This is a genomic window from Paenibacillus sp. ACRRX (genome assembly GCF_022346885.1).
Lineage (GTDB): Bacteria > Bacillota > Bacilli > Paenibacillales > Paenibacillaceae > Paenibacillus_B.
This window is the reverse complement of the sequence record NZ_JAKRNK010000004.1, coordinates 344,942-366,378: the sequence shown is the minus strand read 5'-3', so window position 1 is coordinate 366,378 and position 21,437 is coordinate 344,942. Positions and strand designations below refer to the sequence as shown.

The 21,437-nt window shown below is 45.5% G+C and carries 17 protein-coding genes; 7 read left to right on the top strand and 10 right to left on the bottom strand.

Features of this window, described 5'->3' with window-relative positions:
* Window positions 1-109: 109 nt before the first annotated feature.
* The 3 genes from MH117_RS14740 to MH117_RS14730 all read right to left on the bottom strand — a co-directional run bounded on the left by MH117_RS14740 (window position 110) and on the right by MH117_RS14730 (window position 5,677).
* Window positions 110-1,987, bottom strand: a complete 1,878-nt coding sequence (locus MH117_RS14740) for a bifunctional metallophosphatase/5'-nucleotidase (protein ID WP_239329525.1) — start codon at window positions 1,985-1,987, stop codon at window positions 110-112.
* Between the two features lie 156 nt (window positions 1,988-2,143).
* Window positions 2,144-3,196: a ribonucleotide-diphosphate reductase subunit beta gene (locus MH117_RS14735; RefSeq protein WP_239329524.1), complete on the bottom strand. Its 1,053-nt coding sequence runs from the start codon at window positions 3,194-3,196 to the stop codon at window positions 2,144-2,146.
* Between the two features lie 126 nt (window positions 3,197-3,322).
* The gene (locus tag MH117_RS14730) at window positions 3,323-5,677 is read right to left on the bottom strand and encodes a ribonucleoside-diphosphate reductase subunit alpha (RefSeq protein WP_239329523.1); all 2,355 of its coding nucleotides are present in this window, start codon (window positions 5,675-5,677) and stop codon (window positions 3,323-3,325) included.
* Window positions 5,678-5,728: 51 nt separating this feature from the next.
* On the opposite strand from MH117_RS14730, the gene MH117_RS14725 reads away from it, so the two are divergent.
* The 3 genes from MH117_RS14725 to MH117_RS14715 all read left to right on the top strand — a co-directional run bounded on the left by MH117_RS14725 (window position 5,729) and on the right by MH117_RS14715 (window position 8,586).
* On the top strand, window positions 5,729-5,971 hold the full coding sequence (locus MH117_RS14725; protein ID WP_239329522.1) for a hypothetical protein: 243 nt from the start codon (window positions 5,729-5,731) through the stop codon (window positions 5,969-5,971).
* A gap of 937 nt (window positions 5,972-6,908) precedes the next feature.
* Window positions 6,909-7,238 carry a hypothetical protein gene (locus MH117_RS14720; protein ID WP_239329521.1) on the top strand — a complete coding sequence of 110 codons (330 nt, stop codon included), beginning with the start codon at window positions 6,909-6,911 and terminating at the stop codon, window positions 7,236-7,238.
* 139 nt (window positions 7,239-7,377) lie between these two features.
* Window positions 7,378-8,586 (top strand): hypothetical protein, encoded by a 1,209-nt coding sequence (locus MH117_RS14715; protein WP_239329520.1) that lies wholly within the window; start codon window positions 7,378-7,380, stop codon window positions 8,584-8,586.
* A 229-nt stretch (window positions 8,587-8,815) separates the two neighbouring features.
* Here MH117_RS14715 and MH117_RS14710 read toward each other — a convergent pair whose 3' ends face one another.
* Together MH117_RS14710 and MH117_RS14705 are read right to left on the bottom strand one after the other, a co-directional pair.
* Window positions 8,816-9,313: a VanZ family protein gene (locus MH117_RS14710; protein ID WP_239329519.1), complete on the bottom strand. Its 498-nt coding sequence runs from the start codon at window positions 9,311-9,313 to the stop codon at window positions 8,816-8,818.
* Between the two features lie 70 nt (window positions 9,314-9,383).
* Window positions 9,384-9,569, bottom strand: a complete 186-nt coding sequence (locus tag MH117_RS14705; RefSeq protein WP_239329518.1) for a hypothetical protein — start codon at window positions 9,567-9,569, stop codon at window positions 9,384-9,386.
* Window positions 9,570-9,752: 183 nt separating this feature from the next.
* On the opposite strand from MH117_RS14705, the gene MH117_RS14700 reads away from it, so the two are divergent.
* Window positions 9,753-10,337: a putative ABC transporter permease gene (locus tag MH117_RS14700; protein WP_239329517.1), complete on the top strand. Its 585-nt coding sequence runs from the start codon at window positions 9,753-9,755 to the stop codon at window positions 10,335-10,337.
* Window positions 10,338-10,526: 189 nt separating this feature from the next.
* Here the strand turns inward: MH117_RS14700 and MH117_RS14695 are convergent, their stop codons facing one another.
* Window positions 10,527-11,426, bottom strand: a complete 900-nt coding sequence (locus MH117_RS14695) for a manganese catalase family protein (RefSeq protein WP_239329516.1) — start codon at window positions 11,424-11,426, stop codon at window positions 10,527-10,529.
* Between the two features lie 381 nt (window positions 11,427-11,807).
* Between MH117_RS14695 and MH117_RS14690 the strand changes: the two genes are divergently transcribed.
* Window positions 11,808-15,812, top strand: coding sequence for an S-layer homology domain-containing protein (locus MH117_RS14690; RefSeq protein WP_239329515.1), 4,005 nt, complete (start codon window positions 11,808-11,810; stop codon window positions 15,810-15,812).
* A gap of 262 nt (window positions 15,813-16,074) precedes the next feature.
* Here MH117_RS14690 and namA read toward each other — a convergent pair whose 3' ends face one another.
* Both namA and MH117_RS14680 read right to left on the bottom strand, forming a co-directional pair.
* Window positions 16,075-17,085, bottom strand: coding sequence for an NADPH dehydrogenase NamA (gene namA, locus MH117_RS14685; protein ID WP_239329513.1), 1,011 nt, complete (start codon window positions 17,083-17,085; stop codon window positions 16,075-16,077).
* A 115-nt stretch (window positions 17,086-17,200) separates the two neighbouring features.
* Window positions 17,201-18,139: an alpha/beta hydrolase gene (locus MH117_RS14680; RefSeq protein ID WP_239329512.1), complete on the bottom strand. Its 939-nt coding sequence runs from the start codon at window positions 18,137-18,139 to the stop codon at window positions 17,201-17,203.
* Between the two features lie 239 nt (window positions 18,140-18,378).
* On the opposite strand from MH117_RS14680, the gene MH117_RS14675 reads away from it, so the two are divergent.
* Entirely contained in the window at window positions 18,379-18,864 is a 486-nt protein-coding gene (locus MH117_RS14675) for a GAF domain-containing protein (RefSeq protein WP_239329848.1), read from the top strand.
* A 109-nt stretch (window positions 18,865-18,973) separates the two neighbouring features.
* Here the strand turns inward: MH117_RS14675 and MH117_RS14670 are convergent, their stop codons facing one another.
* The gene (locus MH117_RS14670; protein ID WP_239329511.1) at window positions 18,974-19,585 is read right to left on the bottom strand and encodes a hypothetical protein; all 612 of its coding nucleotides are present in this window, start codon (window positions 19,583-19,585) and stop codon (window positions 18,974-18,976) included.
* Window positions 19,586-19,913: 328 nt separating this feature from the next.
* Window positions 19,914-20,210 (bottom strand): phosphatidylinositol kinase, encoded by a 297-nt coding sequence (locus tag MH117_RS14665; protein ID WP_239329510.1) that lies wholly within the window; start codon window positions 20,208-20,210, stop codon window positions 19,914-19,916.
* A gap of 256 nt (window positions 20,211-20,466) precedes the next feature.
* Here MH117_RS14665 and MH117_RS14660 point away from each other — a divergent pair, with 256 nt between their 5' ends.
* The gene (locus tag MH117_RS14660) at window positions 20,467-21,198 is read left to right on the top strand and encodes an N-acetylmuramoyl-L-alanine amidase (RefSeq protein WP_239329509.1); all 732 of its coding nucleotides are present in this window, start codon (window positions 20,467-20,469) and stop codon (window positions 21,196-21,198) included.
* The last annotated feature ends 239 nt before the right edge of the window (window positions 21,199-21,437 follow it).

The following is a 21,437-nucleotide window of genomic DNA, read 5'->3' as shown; positions in this document are numbered from 1 at the left end:
CCTTCAAGCTCATAAAAATAGGGCCTGAAGGTTCTTTGCATAATTGGATAGGCTAGGGAGCCAAAGAGGCTGCCTTATTATATATGGCGGCAGCCTCTTTACTAATCATTTATTTTAGTTTGTTGATCCGTCCGTCGTCTGCAGGAGAAAGATCACCTTTTTTGATAATATAATCTTCCACTACCTCGTATAATGTTACGCCTGTATTTAGCGCATCCTTCTTGAGCATGGAATATCCATCTCCACCTGCGATAATGAAATCATTTGTAGCAACACGATAGGTCTTGTTATCATCAAGTGCTTTGCCGCCTACTTTAACGTCGCTCACGCGGCTGCCCGCCTTCAATTTCATATCAAAAGTGAAGGTCATCCCCGCGATCTGAGGGAAACGTCCTGCGCCAGACTCGATCTCGCTGACACCACTTTCAAGAGCAGCTCGCAGTTCGCTGCCTTTCGCCTCTACCACAGCAAGCGTGTTCGGAAACGGCAGTACATCATACAAGTTGCGTTTCGTAATATCGCCGGCTTGGATAGTTGTACGGATGCCTCCGCCATTGGTAAGAGCAACATCTGCCTCGAAGCCTGGCATTGAACGGGTACGCTCCAGCATCGCGTCCGCAATTAGATTACCGAGATTCGTTCCTTCGGCACGAATCTTCGTGCGGTCGCCTTCCAGTTTCACAGCAGTCTTAGCGATCTTTTCGCTTAACAGCGTATCCGTATGCTTTTGCAATTCGGCAACACGCGCTGCTGTTTCTTCATCCGGCTTAGTATCTTTGTTATATTCAATCAGTCCCCCGGAGAAATGCACAACTTCCCCATTATGGTAGTACATATCTACACGGCCAAGGGACTTGCTGTATTCCCAGTCTTGTACGATATAGACACCATTCACGACTTCTGGTGTGCTCAACTTGGTATGGGAGTGACCACCGATAATTAGGTCCACTCCTTTTACCTGCTTGGCAATCTCACGATCTTCAGTCAAACCAGAGTGGGAGACGATGATCACTTGATCTGCCATCTGCTGCAGTTTAGGAACCCATTCCTTGGCAACTGTCACCGGATTAAGGAACTTTAATCCCTTTACATTGTCAGGATGCGTCACGATTGGAGTCTCTTCGGTAATCAAGCCGAGGAATGCAAATTTCTTGCCTTCGATCTCTTTGATCACGTATGGCTTCAACAAAAGTTCCCCTTTAGCATCAAAGACGTTAGCGCCTAATACAGGGAATTGGAACATTTTAGATACTTTGACGAGCTGTTCATGACCGAAGTCAAATTCATGATTGCCTGCCACCATAAAATCATATCCAAGCGGGTTTACTAGCTTTGTAGCTGCTTCGCCTTTGGATAAGTTAACATATATAGTGCCTTGAATCATATCGCCTGCATCAACAAGCATCGTGTTCGGATTCTCGGCTTTAAGAGATTTCATAAGGGTAGCTAATTTGGCATAACCCATTTCTTTATTTTTCTCATCATCCATGATATGTCCATGTACATCATTGGTATGTCCAATCGTGAGGTGGAGAGTGATGGCTTCGCCAAGCGCGTCAATAAAAGCTTGTCTAGTGACCGTGCTGCCATCCAACTTCAGATCGATGCCGGCTTGCTTGGCAATTGCACTTAGCGTAGCAGCATCCGCAGTTTTATGTAGGCGTGTCCACTGTTCCGCGTTCACGATGCTGCCTTGCTTGGCCCATGTTAATGCGCGTGCTGCCCAGCTACCCTTGACGGATGCGTCCACTTCTTTAACTTTAGCTTCTTCCCCTTGTACGCGAGCCAGAACCACGACAGCTTCTACCAACGTGATTGGACGTTCTAATGCAAGCCCGTCATTGGCACCGTTGATGTAAGCTTTCTGCTGCATCCAGTCCGTATGTTGAATTGGCTGCAGTGGGGCAGCTGCCAGTGGTCCTGCGATAACGGAGGCCAGAATGGCGGTTAATGATAATGTGAGTCCTAGTTTGTTGATCCGAATCATATGACACCTCCAATAATTTTGCTCGTACAGATAGATGGTATCATAAGCTGCTTAGTGTATATATGCAGCAATTGTAAGCGCAACCTAAATATATTGTTAAGTTCATATTGTTCACGAGTTGTATATAAATTAATGCTGCCCAGTCCCTAGCAAAACTTACAATTCATCAAAGCCATTATCGTCGCCTACTTTTCCATAATTACGCGATTTAGCTTCGAAGAAATCGGTTTTGGTAGCGTTTAATGCATCGTCGGAGAACGGCTTGATCCAAGGCATACAGTTCACATCAACGCCATCGTATGCTTTATCCATGCCCATCATGGATAAGCGGCGATTCGCGATGTACTTGATATAATCGGACAATTCACGTAAATCAATGCCACCGATGTTACTCAGGGTGTAGTTAGCCCAGTTGGTTTCCAATTCGACAGCACGATTGATTGTCTGATAGACGTAATTCCTATTCTCTTTTGTGTTTAACTCTGGGAAGTCCACTAGAAGCTGCTTGAATACTTCGCCGAAGAAATAACAATGCTGATTCTCGTCGCGTTGAATATATGAGATCATCTGACTCGTCCCCATCATCTTCTGATCGCGAGCCAGATTATAGAAAAAGGCAAATGTACTATAGAAGAAAATTCCTTCCAGAATCAAATCTGCTACAAGTGCTTCAAAGAACGTCTGCGGTGTTGAGTTGTCGCGGAAGTTCTGATAAATATCAGCGATAAAACGATTACGTTCCAACAGCACTTTATCATGCTTCCAATACTCAAACACTTCTTTTTGCTCCGCGGAAGATATCAGAGATGAGAGCACGTATGAGTAAGATTGATTGTGGACGACTTCTTGCTGTGCAATTATAGCGGCTACAGCCTCGAGTGAGGAATCAGTAAAGTAACTTTTCACATCACCAACAAACATCGTCTGCATCGAATCAAGTACAGCCAAGAGCGAAATGTTGACTTTGAACGCTTGCTGCTCTTCCGGAGCAAGCAAAGGGAATTGCTGCGCATCTTTTGACATCGGAATCTCGTCTGCAATCCAGTGATTTAAGAGCAGCACTTTATATAATTTATACATGTGCGGCATGCGAATATCATCCCAATTCACGATGCCAGAGCATTCTCCGTTAATAATACGTGTGGATTTGTTTGGTGCTTCTGTATTAAAGATTAGCTGGCGGCCTAATTGTTCATGAAGCAATGTCATAAGAGCACTTCCTTTCTAGTGTTGGCCGCGCCTCATGATGCGGAGTATAAACAATGCAGATTGGGCGACCATAAGCTGCTGTTCAGCTATGTCCTTGAGAAAAGCCGAACAGATAGATCAACAATATTAGGAGCTGCAGGCTTCACATTCTTCCACCGTGAGTGCTTGGCTGCGAACGTAATAGGTTGATTTCAGTCCAGCCTTCCATGCGTGAATGTGCAGCGACAAGAAATCAACTGCTCGAATATCAGGGCGCACATACAAGTTAAAGCTTTGCCCCTGATCTAGGTGGCGTTGACGTGCTCCTGCCATCTTGATGGACCAATTCTGATCAATGTGAAAAGCCGTCTTGTAGTACCAAATTGTCTTTTCGGACAGATCCGGAGCCGGATTGGCAATTTTATATGTGGTTTTCTCTTCATAGCTCAGAAGTTCGTATACAGGATCAACACTCGCCGTGGAACCTGCAATAATAGACGTCGAGCCGTTAGGGGCTACTGCCATCAGCCATGCGTTACGCATACCGTTCACTTTTACAGCTGCAGCAAGCGTTCGCCATTGCTCAGTTGATACGAATGGACCTGGAAGGTTAGCTGTTGTGTAGTCGCGCTGTTCGAAGTAACGTCCAGACGCCCATTCCGACCCTTGGAAGAGTGGATATGCTCCTTTCTCTTGAGCCAACTGCATACTGGATTGAATCGCAAGGTAATGTATCTTTTCATATAAATGATCATTATAAGTCACTGCCGCCTCGGATTCCCAAGCGATACCTTCCAGCGCCAAGAGATGGTGAAGGCCAAATGTGCCAAGCCCAATTGCCCGATAGCGATGATTCGTATATTGTGCTTGCAGTACTTCAATGTTATTAATATCAATGACATTATCCAGCATGCGAACTTGAATCGGTATAAGTCTCTCCAGTACATCCGCACGCACAGCACGAGCCAAATGGATCGAGTTCAAGTTGCAGACTACGAAATCGCCTGGAACCTTGCTGATCACAATCCGAGTCTGTCCATCGCGTACGACAAGCTCTTCTTGCTCCATGACAGTAGGCGATTGATTTTGCATAATCTCGGTACATAGATTAGAACTATATATTACGCCATGTGCTTGATTAGGGTTACCGCGGTTTGCAGAATCCTTATAGAACATGTAAGGCGTACCCGTCTCCAATTGAGATTTGAGGACACGCTTCATAATATCGATGGCTGGCAGCGTGATACGGGACAAGTGGGGGTTCGCCACCGCCTCGGCGTATCGCTCGCGGAAGGAGCCTTCGCCGCATTTCTCATCAAAGAAATCTTCCAAACCAACTGGGCGGCCGTTATTGTCAATCCATCCCATCACTTTCTTCACTTCATGAGGGCAGAACAGATGCCAATCCTCACGCTGCTCAACAGCTTCCATAAATAAATCCGGAATGCTGATCCCGTGGAAAATGTCATGAGCGCGCATTCGTTCGTCTCCGTTATTTAACTTTAAGTCGAGAAATGAAAGGATGTCCTTGTGAAATACGTCTAAGTATACGGCAATTGCGCCTTTGCGCGTGCCGAGCTGGTCAACGCTGACCGCTGTATTGTTCAGTTGGCGAATCCACGGGATGACGCCAGAGCTAGTATTCTTATGCCCGCGTATATCGGAGCCGCGTGCCCGGATCTTGCCAAGATAGACACCGATTCCGCCGCCCATCTTGCTCAAGCGTGCGACAGCTGTATTAGAATCAAAAATGCCTTCCAAAGAATCATCAACGGTGTCAATAAAGCAGCTCGACAACTGGCCAGCTACTTTTTTGCCTGAGTTGGCCATTGTAGGCGTAGCGGCAGTCATATACAAGTTGCTCATGGCCCAGTAAGCTTCTTTTGCCAATTGAACGCGGCGTTCTTCTGGTTCCTTGTGCATCAGGTACATGGCGATCACCATATACCGCTCTTGCGGCAGCTCCATCGTGCGCCCTTCAAAGTCGACAGCCAGATAACGCTCACGTAGTGTCAATAAGCCAATGTAGTCAAACAGCTCGTCGCACTGAGGTTCGATTGCCATACCTAATTCACGAATCTGTTCAGGTGTGTAAGAGGCCAACAATTCCTCCCGGTACACCCCGATCGTAACCAATGATCGAACAAGCTTCAGAAAATCACCGTAGGGTTTATCTGGATAAGCTTTGTAACTGCGGTTAAGTGCTGCTTCTTTGTACAGCTTTGTTTGCAGGGAGCGGGCAGCGACAAACTTCCAGTCAGGCTCTTCGCGTGTGACTAGTTCTAGTGCGGTCATGATGCAGGCTTGTGTAACATCAGATGCCTGTACAGACGGTTGACGGAGCTTGGCCAGTACGCTGCGATGCCAGCGGGAACGGTCCAAATGCGGATAGTCTTCCATAATACGTTTGCCATACCGTTTCATGCGGTCCGTATCAAATGCAAGTGAACGATTGTTAGGTTTTAATACCGTATGCACGGTGTGGATAGGGGGCGTAAACATCTCAGTTCCTCCTCATATCGCGTCTTATTTGCTCTATTTGGGCATAACGGGTTGGCACGCAAAATAGATCACCTCTATGTACAACTGCTCTGTACAGCGGAATCTTTAAGCATGCGTATGAACAACTCCCTTATGCTAAGACAAGTCGAATTGGTATTAGATATATATACTGGTCCGGCGACCTTGGTGGCCGTGGAAAAAGAGATTGCTCATCAGTTGGATTGTAAATCGCTAGAACATGCAACGTACGATAAGATAGAGGTTTATTCATTGCTCGCAGTGGGAGGCGATTAATGAAGGTAGCTGTGGACTATTATTAGGTTAAATGACCGTGCCATAACTGTCCTTACTAAGAAGAGAGAAAGTCCAATTTTGATGTCAAACGCTGCACGGGAATATATGTGTATGTATAGGTAAATTAAGGGTGTAACCCACGAAAAATTCAATATATTGTTGAGCTTCAGTAAATATACTACAACATATAGGGTGTGTAAATAGGCGTAAGGTGATGCATATCACATGTGGACAAGTGTGGATAAGATCAAAGACAGGCTGATAGAGAACGTTTTTTGTTGTTGATAATAGGACAAAACTAAAGGGAAAAATATTTTTTTAAATGAAAATAATGGAGAGGGGTGATGTAACAAGGAAGGCAGTAAATAGATGGTGCTCGAACTTATTTCAAAAGAGAACAGGTCTGCTTAAAGAGGAAGCATGTGAAGCAATGGATTGACGTATACAATTGAGTTTCATCTGAGGTATACATGAGTTGGTCCAAGCAGGTAATCAACCGATTGCGCTAAATGAAGTATAGGGAATAATTGATCATGTTGTTCTTATTTTTTCAATAGTTTTCATGGCTATTTAACATAATATTTACATATATTTAATAATAAATAGGGAAATAATATTCGGAAATAAGTTATCCAATAGTTATGAACAAGTGTGGATAATTTAAGAATATAGTCGATTTACGAATTATACACAGTGTGGATAACTTCAAGCATGAACTTTTCTTGAAACTAATAGATAATAGCGCATGTTTTTCATAAATAGTGGTGTTGTGAGAGGGAGTAGTTTGAGGCACTTGTTTATGCAAGCATCTGAACAGGGTAATTAGGGTCAGAGGTCATGTTTTATCCTAAATAAAATTGTCATATAGTATATGGATTAAAATCAAGAAGTGGTGTTGTTGGAAAACAAGAAACGGAGTCGAAGGGAGAGAAATTACATGAAGAATCAAAAGCGAGTAATGCCAGCAAGGTCCCCAATTCGAGCAAGAGGGGTGATGGTCATCACAGCTGTACTTTCTATGGTAATGCTGTCTGGCTGTGTACCGGGAGATGGCAGCTACAGCGCTGCTGATCCAGCAGGATTTTTTTGGGCAATATGGCATGGTTGGGTCGCGCCAATTAGTTTGATTATTGGGTTGTTTAAATCAGATATTCGTGTGTATGAAATATTTAATACGGGATGGGCTTATGATCTTGGTTTTTATATTGCGATTATTAGCGGCTTTGGCGGACTGTCATTACGTCGTCGCAAAACACGAGATGAGTAGAAGATTACATATGATTTTTCGTAGGATACTCTGCAACCTTTGACTCAACAAGGCGTCTAACTAGATAGATTCTAAAGGGAACAGGCAGGGAGTGAATGCTATAAATACTCATAATACTCAAGCTAGAGGTTTGTGTTGGGTGACGTTGGCAGCGTTATGTCTCATGCTGTTTGTTACGGCTGCCCCGGAAAAAGCACATGCTGATCAAGATCAACAACGTATTTTGCAGGCAGTATCGGATTCGACCGTGCGATCGAAGATTCAATATCAATCGGTCGGATATCGAAATGAAATAGATGGTACACTCTTTTACAACGTGAGTTTATATGATAGTGAAGCTGCGAGTAATTTGGTTATTGAACGTGCGCCAGACGGAACATTAATGCGCTGGGACGATAAAATCGGAGGGATTTATGACAATGGGCAAGTAGCCCCAGGCATTATCCTTAATCCCAAAGCGAGGAATGGCATGAGCCCGTTTGTCCATTTATATTATGAGGTGAAGGATGGTACGATTCATAAGGGGCAAGCGTACGCAGACTCACCGAGTGGCAGGTGGGCTCTAACTGACCATGACTTCTGGAGATCAACAGAAACCGCTGATGGCAGTGGCTATAGCCGTATAAAGAGCTATTGGTTAAAAGATAAGATTTCCGGTGAAGTGGCCGAATGGTACGCGGCTGCTTGGCACACGAAGGCTGTGTGGATGCCCGATAATCGATTGTTAGTAAATCGTTATAGCCAGAGCCGGAAGCAGAATGAGGTATCCATTTACAACCCTGCTACTAGCCAGTGGCACTATGTTTTGAATGGTACGTTAAGAGGCTACAGTGCTGCTGATGGTAAGATGCTGTATGTACAAAATGAACCTCAGCGAATGGAGTGGGTGTACGACTTTCAGACGCAGCTGTCTCATCTATTGACGGATGAGGCTGAACGGGCTTTGTTTACAGACCTGAAGTGGGAGCAGCTTGAGCAAGCTCCAGAGCTGGATAAGGATTTGGATATCGCTGCACTGCCCTTAAAAACAGTCGCCATTACCAAAGATATGGAGCATGTAGTACACATCGGAGGAAGTGATATTGAGGTTCCTTTTACTTTTAAACGGGGTGGAACGTTATGGATTCCAGTGAAGCCACTGGCCGATGCGATGGGTTGGAAAGTGGAGGCTGAGAATGTGCTGGCGTCACAATACCGTTATGGTATACGTACAGACACGCACCGAATCGAGTTAAGACCTGAGAATAGCCAAGTGTTAGACGAGCGGTTGTATATGACACGTGGGCAATTGATGTCACTGGGCTATCCAGGCGTGACCGTATTGTCGAAGCAGCAGATGAAACGATAAAGTACTGGTAGTAACACAGCAAGATTATACAAAAGATTGCGGGAATCTGGCTGCGACTCGCTGCCGGCAGCCAAATTACTAATGGGTAATGAAACGCTCCAATTCAAAGAACGGAAATGACGCGAGGATAATGTCAACGAGATTTCGGGGCGATTAGTATAGGATGTGGAAATGTACAAATAACAAGAAGGAGTCGCAACGTGAAGTTGCGGCTCCTTCATTATGTTTCCTACTCATTTTTTCTTCTTCGTATTCTCGCCAACAAGAACCCTGCCATCACCAAGACAATCCCGATCGAGTCGACTAGCACATCTTGAAAATGCCCTGTCCGACCGGGGACAAAGGACTGATGCCATTCATCAGAGCAGGCGTACAAAAACGTAGCGATGCCACCAATCGCTACAGCGCTTATGGCTGAGAGCGACGTCGCATACAGCGACTTTAAGATCAGGAAGCAGAGCAGCGCAAATTCAGCGACATGAGCTCCCTTCCTTATAAAATACTCTACGAAGTCGTAAGGCTGCTTCCAAGTTACGTGCTGGCCATCATAGTCAAACTCAATATGCGGAATATACTTCTGGAGCGTCTCCTCCGTTATAAAAGCTGCGAATGAGGGGCGCAAATCCTGATCTGCGTAAGTCTGTGAGGATTTGTAGAACACAAAGCCCATCCACACAACGGCTAATATCAGCCAGATCAGAAAGCTGCGTTTATGCAAAACGTTCATAAGATAACTCCTTTATAACACAAGCAGCCGAACTCCGTAAAATGCGGAATTCGGCTACGCTAGTGCTGGATTAGGACCCGCCTGTGCGGCGTCGTTGGTTGTTCGGCTTTTTCGTATTCTGACTTTTTAAAGCTTTGGTACCAGCATTGCCCTGAAAGTTGCCCTTCTGATCCTGCTGCTGTTGTTTCTTCTTTGCGAGCATTTCCTTCATGGCATCAGCCAAATTTACCTTTTTGGGTTGATTTTCTTCTGTCATCGTTTCCACCTACTTTGCATCAAATGCAGTTATCATTTTTAGACTATCATTTGTGAGCACTTAGAGCAATACGCTCCTTATACAAACCTGGAAAATGAAGAGATGGATACGAATATTTCCCTGCTAACGAACCATAATACAAACATGAATAAATGGGCACATGAGTAGATGGGAGTTGAGAGTATGAATATGGAGTTGCAACAGCAGCCTGTATTGTCGGTACTTCAGGGTGCTCACGTAAGTAGTGGGAGTGTCCATGCGATACTTTTTTTCTTTATGGTGTATGCCTTTGGTGGTTGGCTGTTGGAAAATGTCTATAGCAAGGCCACGACAGGTGTGTTTTTAAAAGAGGGTTTTTTATTCGGGCCCTTTAAGCCGATGTATGGTTTTGCACCTGTCTTCATTCTTCTGTATGCGGAACGTGGGGCATCATGGGGAATAGTGCTATTATTGTGCTTAATTGTACCGACAGGTGTTGAGTATATAAGTGGAATGCTCCTTCAGAAGGGGATACATCGTCAGTATTGGGATTACTCCGGCTTTCGTTTACAGCTGCACGGGCACATTTGTTTATCGTTTTCTTTATGCTGGATGCTTTTATCGCTTGCTGTCATATGGATATTGCATCCGTATGTGGCGGCACTGTACATCAAGGTGGAGCCAATTTGGCGCATCTTTGGCCCATTATGGCTGTTGTACGTATTATCTGATGCTGGATGGTCCGTATGGGTCCGTCGTCAAGAGGCTCATCTGCTAGCAGGTGACTAATTACGCTTCTTAATATAAAAAGCGCAGACACTTTATACAATCAAAGGGTCTGCGCGTGCTTGAATAGTTACCAAGCCATATAAACATTGTGGTGGAGGGGGAAATTGGAACTAAGAACTCAGGAAGTATGAGGAACGCTGGACTTGCTGCTCCATACATGTGCTGCCATTCATGACATGCAGGGGGAGTTTACGGGATGCCAGCGTTTTTTTTCAGCCGCTTGACGATTTCGTTAAAGTCTTCTTGCGAGATGCCAGGTGCGAATTGTTCTGGCAGGTCGTCAAAGTCTGGGATGGGTGCGCCTTCGGGTGCACCCTCCTTGACTTCGAGCGGACCGCCGTCTAGCGGATGCTTGCCGCTCCAGATCAATCCAATATCTTTGTAGTCATTGTCGCTCCACGTATATAAGATACGCCCAAGCCCCATATCTTCAAATTTCCGTGTTGTCTCAAACTTGCGATTATCCAGATCGGGAATGGGCAGCATTTTGGTCACATCCACACCTGTGGCAATTTCCAATGCTTTGGCGTAGGCCACGATATGCGCGCCCCCACGCACAAGCAGATAGCCAATCATTTCCCTTGCAGTGGGATGATCCGTCATCTCGTACACCCGCATCTTATGGGTGCGTGCGCCGCATTCCAGAAAGAAATTGTGAAGCAGGTCCAACACTAGATTGCCGCTATTAAAGACGTAGTCCCCTGCCCAAGGTCTGCCCATGGAGTCTCCCGCAAGCGCGGTTTGAGCTGTCGCGATAAATTGATACGTATTGCGTGCATCTTTGCCTACGGCGAGCGGCGTAGAATTTGGGTTGCCGGGCTTGGTTGAGCCAGCCAACACGAGGTTAATCGTATTCGTAACCAATTCAACATGCCCGAATTCTTCAGCGGTAATACTCGCTACAATGTCATAGAAAGGCTTGAGCTTCTTTTTTTGCCGAAAATTAAAGGATTGAAACATGTAGTTATTTAAAGTAGACATTTCTCCGAATCGCCCGCCTAGCAGTTCCTGCACAGCCGCTGCTGCATTGGGGTCCCCATTCTTTGGCATTGGCAATTCAATGGCCAGCCGATTGATGCGCTTAAACACGTCATGACCTCCTTTAGGGTATCGGTCTAGGTGGTATATGTGCAAGTGAATAGCCGACTTAATCGACTTGAGTTCAGTAATTCACGTCAACATCACTCATCGTTTTACACCTATGCGCGGGAGTATTCGTCCTATGACAGAAAGCAGATCCGTGCAGCCGTCCTGTAAATTGAAATTTTCGAGCAGAAACCAAGCACTGGGAAATAAGGGGGATAGATATAAGGGTAGACTTAAAAAAACCGTAAAATGTGCTTTTTTTCCTATGAAATTTTATATTTTTCTGGATCAAAAGACCTTATGTTCAGTATTTTTTTAGAGGTTTTCATGTAACATGTCGGATTATGACGTTTAATTACATGAGATAGAACAGGAGATAAGTTCATGTCAAAAAAAATGCTTATTATATGGTTGTCCTGCAGCTTAGCTTTTTTGCAGCTGCTCGTCCCGGAAAAGGGCTATGCCCAATCTCTACAATTTAGTCCTAGAGACGCAGTGATCACAAGTACTAATATGGGATCTTCAGCGATTTCAATTGGAGATATCACACGTTCGGGCAAGCTGGACCTTGTCGGAGGTGCTTACACCAAAAAGGTTGGTATAGTGCTTGATGTTGCAGGCTCTCCACATCAAGAGGTTGCAGATGCTTCTGTTCCCCCAGAGGCAGACCCCTTTTACGCTACAGCCTTGGCTGATTTGGATGGCGATGGAGATCTTGATTTTATAACGGCAGGTCCTAATGGAGCCATTAGTAGTCCTAATAATGTATACGCATGGGATGAAACGTCAAGCTTACCGATGAAATATACCAAAATGGGATCAACGTATACGATGAATCAAGCGGTCTTTTATGGTATGGGTGTTGTGACGGGAGATTTTAATAACGATTCTAAGACGGATGTAATGTGGTTCGCTGGAAATAAAGCATACTTGGGTATCAACAATACAACAGTTGCTAATCATATTTCGTTCTCCCAGATCCGTGATATTGGACTCGATTTAGGAAATACCGGTAACGGCAATTCTAAAACAAAAGTTGGGGACTTTGACGGAGATGGAAACCTGGATTTTGTCGGAATAAACTCGGTTAAGGGCGGCGGATACGTTGTCGGATATGGCAACGGCACGGGTCAGTTCAGAATGGTGAAGGCTGACTTTAGTGATCAGTTATACGCTATTGCTGTAGATGTCAGTGATGTTAATAAGGATGGCAGAACAGACTTTATACTGCTCCGTTCGAGAGCCTATAACGAGCCAGTAGATAACGAAATTGTACTCTTTACAAGCACTGGGGCGTCTTTTGATCAGCAAGCGATCACTAAATCAACGGACAATAAATATAATCATATAGCCTTATCGGATCTGAATAATGATACCTGGGCCGATATGATTGCCTATAGTGGAAATGATACGTCTATTTACCTGAATGCAGGCCAAGGTTCATTCAAGGGAGTTCCTGATTCTAGCCTTAAAACAACTAGCGGTGCCACGCAATTATTTATTGAGGACTTTAATGCAGATGGAATGAAAGATATAGGATTTGTGCTTGGGGGGAGCTTAATAGCTCGATACCAGGGGATTGCTGGCTCATTAACTGCAGAGGCAAGTGTAGCTCCAGCCCAACCTTTAACCAAATCGGCGACTAATGTTCAATTGCGTACAAAGGACGTATTCGGCCAAGTAGATACGAGTTATAACGGTACAAAGAACGTGACGATATCTGGCGTATCCGCTGCTCCGGATGGCAGCTACGGCAGCTTTAATGGCACGGCACTTGACGCGAACGCAGCAGGTAACGGGCAGGTGGTGCCCGTGAATTTTGCAAATGGGCAAGCTACGGTTCCTTTGCAACTGCACCATGCTGCGACGCAGCAAATTCAGTTCAGCATCGAAGGGGTAAAGACATCGCTTACGAATAAGGTAAATATTACGCCGCTTGCTTCAAAGGAGAAGCTTCTCCTTCAGCAGGACATTGCAGCTCCTGCAGAATATGGCAAGCCTTTTGACCAACAGCCAGTACTTCACCTTACAGATGGATATGGCAACGTGGTGACAAGTGACAACTCTACACGTGTAACCGTGTCGAAGCAGGATAGTGGAGACTGGAAGCTCGTGGGCACTGTAACAGCCACAGCGAGAGCTGGAATTGTCTCCTTCAGTGGATTGCTGCCAGACTACGTTAATGACGTAACCGGGGCTCAATTAGTTTTCCAATCACAAGGCCTAACACCGGTTGTTAGTTCCGCTCTGAGCCTAACTGGGGCGATTATTCCTTCAGTTCCGACTGCACTAACTGCAATTGCAGGTGACCATAAAGCTGCGCTAACTTGGAGAGGTGTTTCAGAGGCGACAGCGTATAAGATTTATGCCAGTACGATATCAGGTTCCTATGGGACAGAGATCGCTACGGTGACAGGCTCCGTATACAACTACGAGCTAAACAATCTAATTAACGGCACAACCTACTACTTCGTTGTAAAGGCAATCGCGGGCAAGATAGAAAGTGCAGCTTCCAATGAAGCGATGGCAACACCGCAGGTATCTGCACCTAACGCTCCTGCCTACTTGACAGCCCTTGCAGGGAACGGCAAAGTAACGTTGAACTGGGGTAGCGTAGAACAGGCAGCTGCCTATAAGATCTACCACAGCACGGTGCAAGGTGCCTATGGAACGGAAGCTGCTACAGTGACTGGCAATGTGTACAGCTACGATGTCGCTCCACTTATAAATGGCACAACCTATTACTTTGTTGTTCGCGCTGCTACAGCAGGTGGAGATGGTCCTGCATCGTTTGAAGCAAGTGCCGTACCTAGTACGATTCCTGCCGCACCAACAGACGTTACCGCGGTTGCAGGTGATGGTCAAGCAACGGTTCGTTGGAAGGCTCCTATTGATGACGGAGGAAGTCCAATCGTCTCCTATGTACTGACTGCTCAACCAGGCAATGTGGTTGTAAATGTGAAGACAACAACCGCTGCAGTCACGAATTTAACCAATGGAACAGCTTATACGTTCACGGTACGTGCAATCAATGCGAATGGAAATGGGATTGCTTCTCTGCCATCGCCAACTGTAACGCCTTCGACCTCAACATCGTCGGGCGGAAATTGGCAGGGTGGCATTAGCCCAACACCAGCCGACAAAAATGCAAACATAGAAGTTAACGGAAAGAAAGAACTGGGTGGAACCGTTGAAATCACTGAGAAGGATGGGCAGAAGACAACTGCATTTACACTTGATCCAATTAAATTGGCAGATCTGTTAAGCAAATCGGGACCCAATACAGTGATTACTGTACCATTTGCTGATGCTGCTCATGGAACTACGATCCTTAGTGGAAACATCGTTAGCCAGATGAAGCAACAGCAAACGATATTGGAAATGAAGACAACGCAAGGCATATTCAAGCTGCCGCTGTCACAATTGGATGTAAATGCAATTGCTGCTGCATTTGGTGACAAAGTGAATCCGAACGGAATTCAGTATAAAATTCAGATTCAGAAAGCAACAAGTGAAGGCGCTCATGCGGTTGAGCTTGCGGCAAAAAATCAGAAATACAAACGAATTGGCGATCCAACTCGATTCGAGGTAACGGCTTCTTATGGGAGTCAAACGATATCGCTCAACAAACATAACGGCTACGTGGAGCGGATGCTAGCTCTGCCTAAGGAAACCGATCCAGCTCAAGTGACAACGGCTGTATTTTTGAATAAGGATGGCACATTATCTCATATTCCAACCGTGTTAACGAAAGTTGACGGTACCGTTTTTGTAAAAATGAATAATCGTGTTAACGGTACGTTTGTAGTAGTATGGAATCCGATATCATTTGCCGATATGAATCAACATTGGGCACAGACAGAAGTAAATGATTTGGGTTCACGCTTGGTTGTAACGGGAACAGCTGATAACCGTTTTGAACCAAAACGAGATATTACGCGTGCAGAATTTGCGGCTATAGTGGTAAAGGGATTAGGCCTGATGAATGGTGGAACAGGTCAAGATAGCTTTAAGGATGTTGCTTCTACTGCTTGGTATTATGATGCAGTATCAATAGCTTCAGAATACCAGTTAATCCAAGGTTATGCGGATGGCACTTTCCGCTCTAATGACAAGATCAGCCGTGAGGAAGCCATTGTTATTCTTATGAGAGCTATGGAATTGATGAAACCTGATATGAAGATGACAGATAATGAGCCTCAGCTGCATCTGAAGGCTTTCAAAGATGGTGTAGATGTGAGCAAATGGGCGCAAGAATCCGTTGCCGCCAGCATTCAGAATGGTGTGGTAAAGGGGAACGGTGAACGTATTGGAGCTAAGGAGAATATGACGCGAGCTGAAGTGGCGGCCGTCGTTCGCCGGATGCTGCAACAATTGAATTTTATTTAAATAAGGTTTACACATCATCTGCTTAGAACTAAAAGCAATCACATGCAAGTAAACTTATGCAAAGAACCTTCACTCTGCTTGTAAGCGGTGAAGGTTCTTTTTTGATCCCTAATTGTGAAGCTGCATCTATTTCAGACCACTTCAAGATGGGCTATAATCGTTTCATTTCATAAAAATTCAGAACAACAGGTTGATTTGCGTTGTATATCTGTAGCTGCCTGACTTGCTGCTGGATGGTAGAGATCATCGCAGCGCGTGGCTGCTACCAGCTGCGCATGTACGACTTCGGCACGGGAATGTCTGTGCGAAGTTCCTTCGAAGCGCGGAGAGGCCAATAGGGATCACGCAGCAGCTCACGTCCGAGTAGTACCAAATCGGCACGGTGATTGCGCACGATATCCTCGGCATGCGAAGGCTTTGTAATCAAGCCTACAGCTCCGGTTGCGATTCCCGTAGATTGACGTATCGCTTCTGCATAGGGGACTTGGTACCCAGGATATACGTTAATATCCGCGGGTACGACTGCGCCTGAACTGCAGTCGATCAGATCGACACCTTGCGATTTCATGCGACGAGCGTAATCAATGAAGGTTTCCAGCGTGTTGCCATCCTGATGGTATTCATTCGCGGAAATGCGTACAAAGAGCGGCTTCAGCCATACAGGACGCACGGCATCAATAATCTCCTCCAGAAAACGATAGCGCCCAATGATATTTTCACCGTAACCGTCCAGCCGTTTGTTTGTTAATGGAGACAAAAATTCATTAATCAGATAGCCATGAGCGGCATGAATCTCTACTACATCAAAGCCTGCTAAATCAGCGCGGCGTGCAGCGTCTGCAAAAGCCTTAATGGTCTTGCGGATGTCTTCCTGCGTCATCTCCGCAGGTACGGCATACTCTTCACTAAACGGGACAGCAGAAGGTGCAATGGCTCCAGGGACCGTCGCTTTACGCCCTGCATGCGCTAGCTGGATGCCTATGCGAGCACCCTGAGCATGCACCATCTCCACGAGACGGCGCATGCCTTCTATATGCTCGTCGCTCCATATGCCCAAGTCTTGCGCGCTAATGCGGCCGTTCGATTGTACAGCGGATGCTTCAACGATAATGAGGCCTACTTGGCCAACTGCACGGGAAGTATAGTGTACCAAGTGCCAATCATTTACTTTCCCATCTTCCTCATTGCACGCGGACATACACATCGGTGACATCACAATCCGATTTGGGAAGGTGACGTCGCGAATCGTCAATGGATCTAACAAACTTGGCATAACCTTAATACCTCCATCCTTATCCAATCTATATGAAACGTTTGTATGAAGTCCAACTACTTTATTATACCTTTGTCTACAGGAGCGAAACAAACTCACCTAGTTGAAGGCATCGTTAGGATTGCGGCAGCAGACGATTCAACCATTCGATACAATCGAGAGTTACCTCATCGCGGTTGGTCTCATTTAGCAGTTCATGACGGGCTCCAGGGTACAGAATAAGCGAAACCTCTTGAACACCGAGCTGCTTGTACAGAGCTTTGAGCTTGCGGAGTCCTTTGCCGAAGTTACCTACAGGATCTTGGCTGCCGGATACGATTAGAACCGGAAGCTTTAAAGGCACTTTGGCCAAGGTAGAAGGATGATGTACCTCTTTTAGGAAACAGAAAAACTCATAATAGAATCCGACTGTACACACATAGCCACACATGGGATCATCGATATATTTCTGGACTTCCTGTTCATCCCGACTAAGCCAGTCAAATGGCGTAAGGCTTGGTTTGAAGCTGCGGTTAAATCCACCGAATGCCAAATTATTAATGAACTCACTGCGGTGCGCTGCTCCCTTCAAAGCGCGAATGACTTGGGATACACGGACACCTGCGGATAGATCAAGCCCGCGAGGTCCATTACTGCCGGATAAAATCAGACCATGCAGTAAATGACCATATTTGGTAATGTACATTTGAGATAAGAAGGAGCCCATGCTATGTCCAAACAAAACAAGGGGCACATTCGGATGGCGTTCTTGGACATATTGGCTTAGTTGGCCCATATCATGTACCATCCCCATGAAGTCGCCTTTCTCCATGTGCCCAAGCTGCTCTGGGCGGGAGGCTGTTTTCCCATGACCGCGGTGATCGTTTGCATACACTATGTAGCCCTGTTGTATTAATTCTGCTGCAAATCGCTCGTATCGCAGTGCGGTTTCTGTCATACCATGCGCAATTTGGATAATGCCCCGTGTAGGGATATCTGGATGGACAGATTCCCATTTATAGACGTGAACTCGGCTGCCATTGGCACCTTCGAGGTTAAACGTTGTTCTATTCATCTTATATTCCTCCAATATGTATGTGCTTAACCTTATACGCCTGCACTACACTATATTTCAATTCATCTGATCTACATAGATTAAGGTAAGTAGATCAATGTTAGGATTAGATGCAACTGCTCCAAGCTAGGGAGCAGTTGCCGCTCCTTATTTATGCTATGATAGGAGCATTGTCAGGCGATAGATAAAAGATGGCTGATTATCAAAACTGTCAAATGAACGAGAAAGAGGTCATGCCCATGTTTGAACCTACTTTGTACAGCGGTATTCCAGAACAAGATTATCCTTTGCTGCGCGCCCAACTTGCCGCACTTATTGAGGATGAGCCGAATCTGATCGCTAATTTGGCTAATGCAGCCGCGCTGCTCTGGCACGGGCTTCAAGATATTAACTGGGCGGGCTTCTATTTATATGAAGAAGCAACGAACCAGTTGGTGCTGGGCCCCTTTCAAGGCATGCCAGCTTGCGTCCGTATTCCACTTGGCAGAGGGGTATGCGGTACTTCGGCACAGGACCAGCAGACATTGGTCGTAGCTGACGTGCATGAGTTCCCCGGTCATATCGCTTGTGATGCACGTTCACGATCTGAGATCGTGGTCCCGCTTGTACAAGGCGGTCGATTGATCGGTGTACTGGATATTGACAGTCCGAATAAGGAACGCTTTCACGAAGTCGACCAAAAATGGCTGGAGCAAATTGCGCAGTTATTAATGGGAGAAGTCTAGCTTATACCGAGCAGCAGTCCACGCCCAGCGATGCTGGGAAATAAGCAGAAGACGCTTTAAGCATAAGGGGATCGACCTTAGCTGAAGCGTCTTTTCAAATTGTGCCTCGTCATGAAAGGGAACCTCGCGCTTTAAGCTGATCTTCGATGATAAAACGGTGCTGATTCATCATTTTTTTACGGGAATTGATTATTTCCGACTTGGTATAAGCTGCGACTAGCAAGGCTGCCAGCAATACGATCAGCGAGGGAAATAAATCAATAGCTTGCGTAAGGTATCCTGTAAACGAAGTCATCCACTGCTGGAGCTCGCTAGGAGGATCTTTCATCAGGCTGGAAGCGTTAAACCCAATCGTGATGAATATCCCAAGTAAAAGGATGATCACCGGCATAAAGATCTTAGTTAGCAGGTCCGTAAACTGATGGGGCACATTATGCTCGTCTTCAAAGCCTTTTAAATAGTAGTGAATGACGATCAGCTTATCCGTGTCTAATTGCCCGTATGCATATAAATGTCCCTCAGTTGTCAGGTCAATCGCTTTATTGCGCGGCGAGAGTGTCGTTCGCCATTCCGTTATCAGCTTGTTAATCGGGCGACACAGCCTCTTCTTGAATATAAAATAGTTGCAAGTATCCACCACCGCGAACAGGATCATAAGCGCGGACATGCCGTAAATGATAGACGTGATGATCAAGTTCAAATTAGCTGTATCTATGTTCAACCCTCCTTTAGGGTGAATAATCGGCGCTCAGCCGAATGAATGTCCATTTATATCCTTCTATTGTAGCATAACATGGATATATACGGGATCATATGTCCAAAGGGGAAATGTACGTCTTTCGCAGGAGGAATACGGTGTAGAGAACAAAAGATGTGATGATCTGTGGGGGGGTATCCTCATCCTGTTCAGGTTGGGAAATTGTCCCCAGCATAAACGCCAATGCCAAACAGAGGATAGAGGATTGACATAAAGCGGTTTCTCAAGACTTCGAGAACCGCCTTTTTGTCTCCAGATAAGGGGAGTGGGGCAAACCCTCTCCTCTATTTGCTCATATAAAGAATGGAAGTAAAAATAATCCTGTAATAAACGGAAATGGAATGCGGCGTTGAATAAATCGGCGTCTAGGGAAAAAACCAGGATGGAAGCCGAATTGCCTATAAGTTGACGGACGTGCGGGCATTCCATTCATTTGATCCATCATTTGATCGGTGGGGATAGCGAGCGTAACATAGTCTTGATCAATGTGAGCGATAAACCCATCATGCGAATGACCATCGCTTGTAGTAATCCCTACATACTTATTCATGCATTGCCAACAGACTTGCTGATAATAATTAGGGTCCATGACAACCTCCTTGGGTAAATGCAGTATCTACACTAGTCTATTGCCGAATAGCCAAGATGCTCACGGCAAACACCTATGAAGCAATCAGAATAATTACAAACTGTGACTGTGTTGTTGGCATGGGTTTTAACCCGAATATAACGGGCTGCAGGAGAGGGCTGCCGCACTGTTGATGCGCTACCATTTTACATAATCTATCAATAGAAAGAGAAATAGTTGAGGGGAACCGAGGATTCCTTACAGGGTGGTGTATAATATGGCGGCTAACAAAATAGTTGTATGGGACCCGGGACATGGTGGTACCGATTCAGGTGCAGTCGGCAACGGACTATCTGAAAAGGACATAACACTCCGCATTGCAACAGAGGCTGCAAAGCGCTTAATGGCTCAATACATTGGCGTAACAAGCTATCTGACTCGGTCGACTGATGTGTTTGTAGAGTTAAGTGCGCGGACTGATATGGCCAATGCAGCTAAAGCAGCTCTTATGGTTTCTATCCATTGCAATTCAGGTGGGGGAGCAGGTGGATTCGAATCCTATACGTATTCAGGTACATCGGATAATATGACAGCGTATCTGCAAAATGTGCTGCATGGTGAAACTATGACTCAACTAAAACCATTTTCGGTCATCGATAGAGGTCAGAAAAAAGCTGATTTTCATATGCTGCGTGAGAGTAAAATGCCAGCAGTGCTTACGGAAAATTTATTTGTTGATGTGGCTTCGGATGCTGCCAAGCTAAAAAATCCTGCTGTTATAGATGCGCTTGTTAACGGTCATGTATTGGGCGTGGCCAAAGTTCTTGGATTGATTCAGAAGCCCACCGATCCTAATGCAGTAACCATCGCGGTGGATGGGCAAGTGATTACTCCGGGCATTAATATTAATGGGACCACTTATGCGCCGGTTAGAGCAGTGGCGGAATCGCTTGGTGCGACGGTAAGTTGGAATCAAGCAGAGAGACGGGTGGACATTAAGACGACGTAAGTTATAGGTTATAGGGTTCTCTCCTATAAGCGAGATTATCATCCCTTTTGAATATACAGTTGGTGCTAGTCATGAACTGTATATTCAAAAGGGATTTTTGACTGTACCTTCTGGGGATATTAGTCATATATTGTCCATTCATAGAGACGAAGATATGCAAACGTTTAAAAATGGCAGTCACACACGCTTCCGGGGGCGCAAATATATTGGTATAGTAAGGGAAAAGGTGGATTAACGAT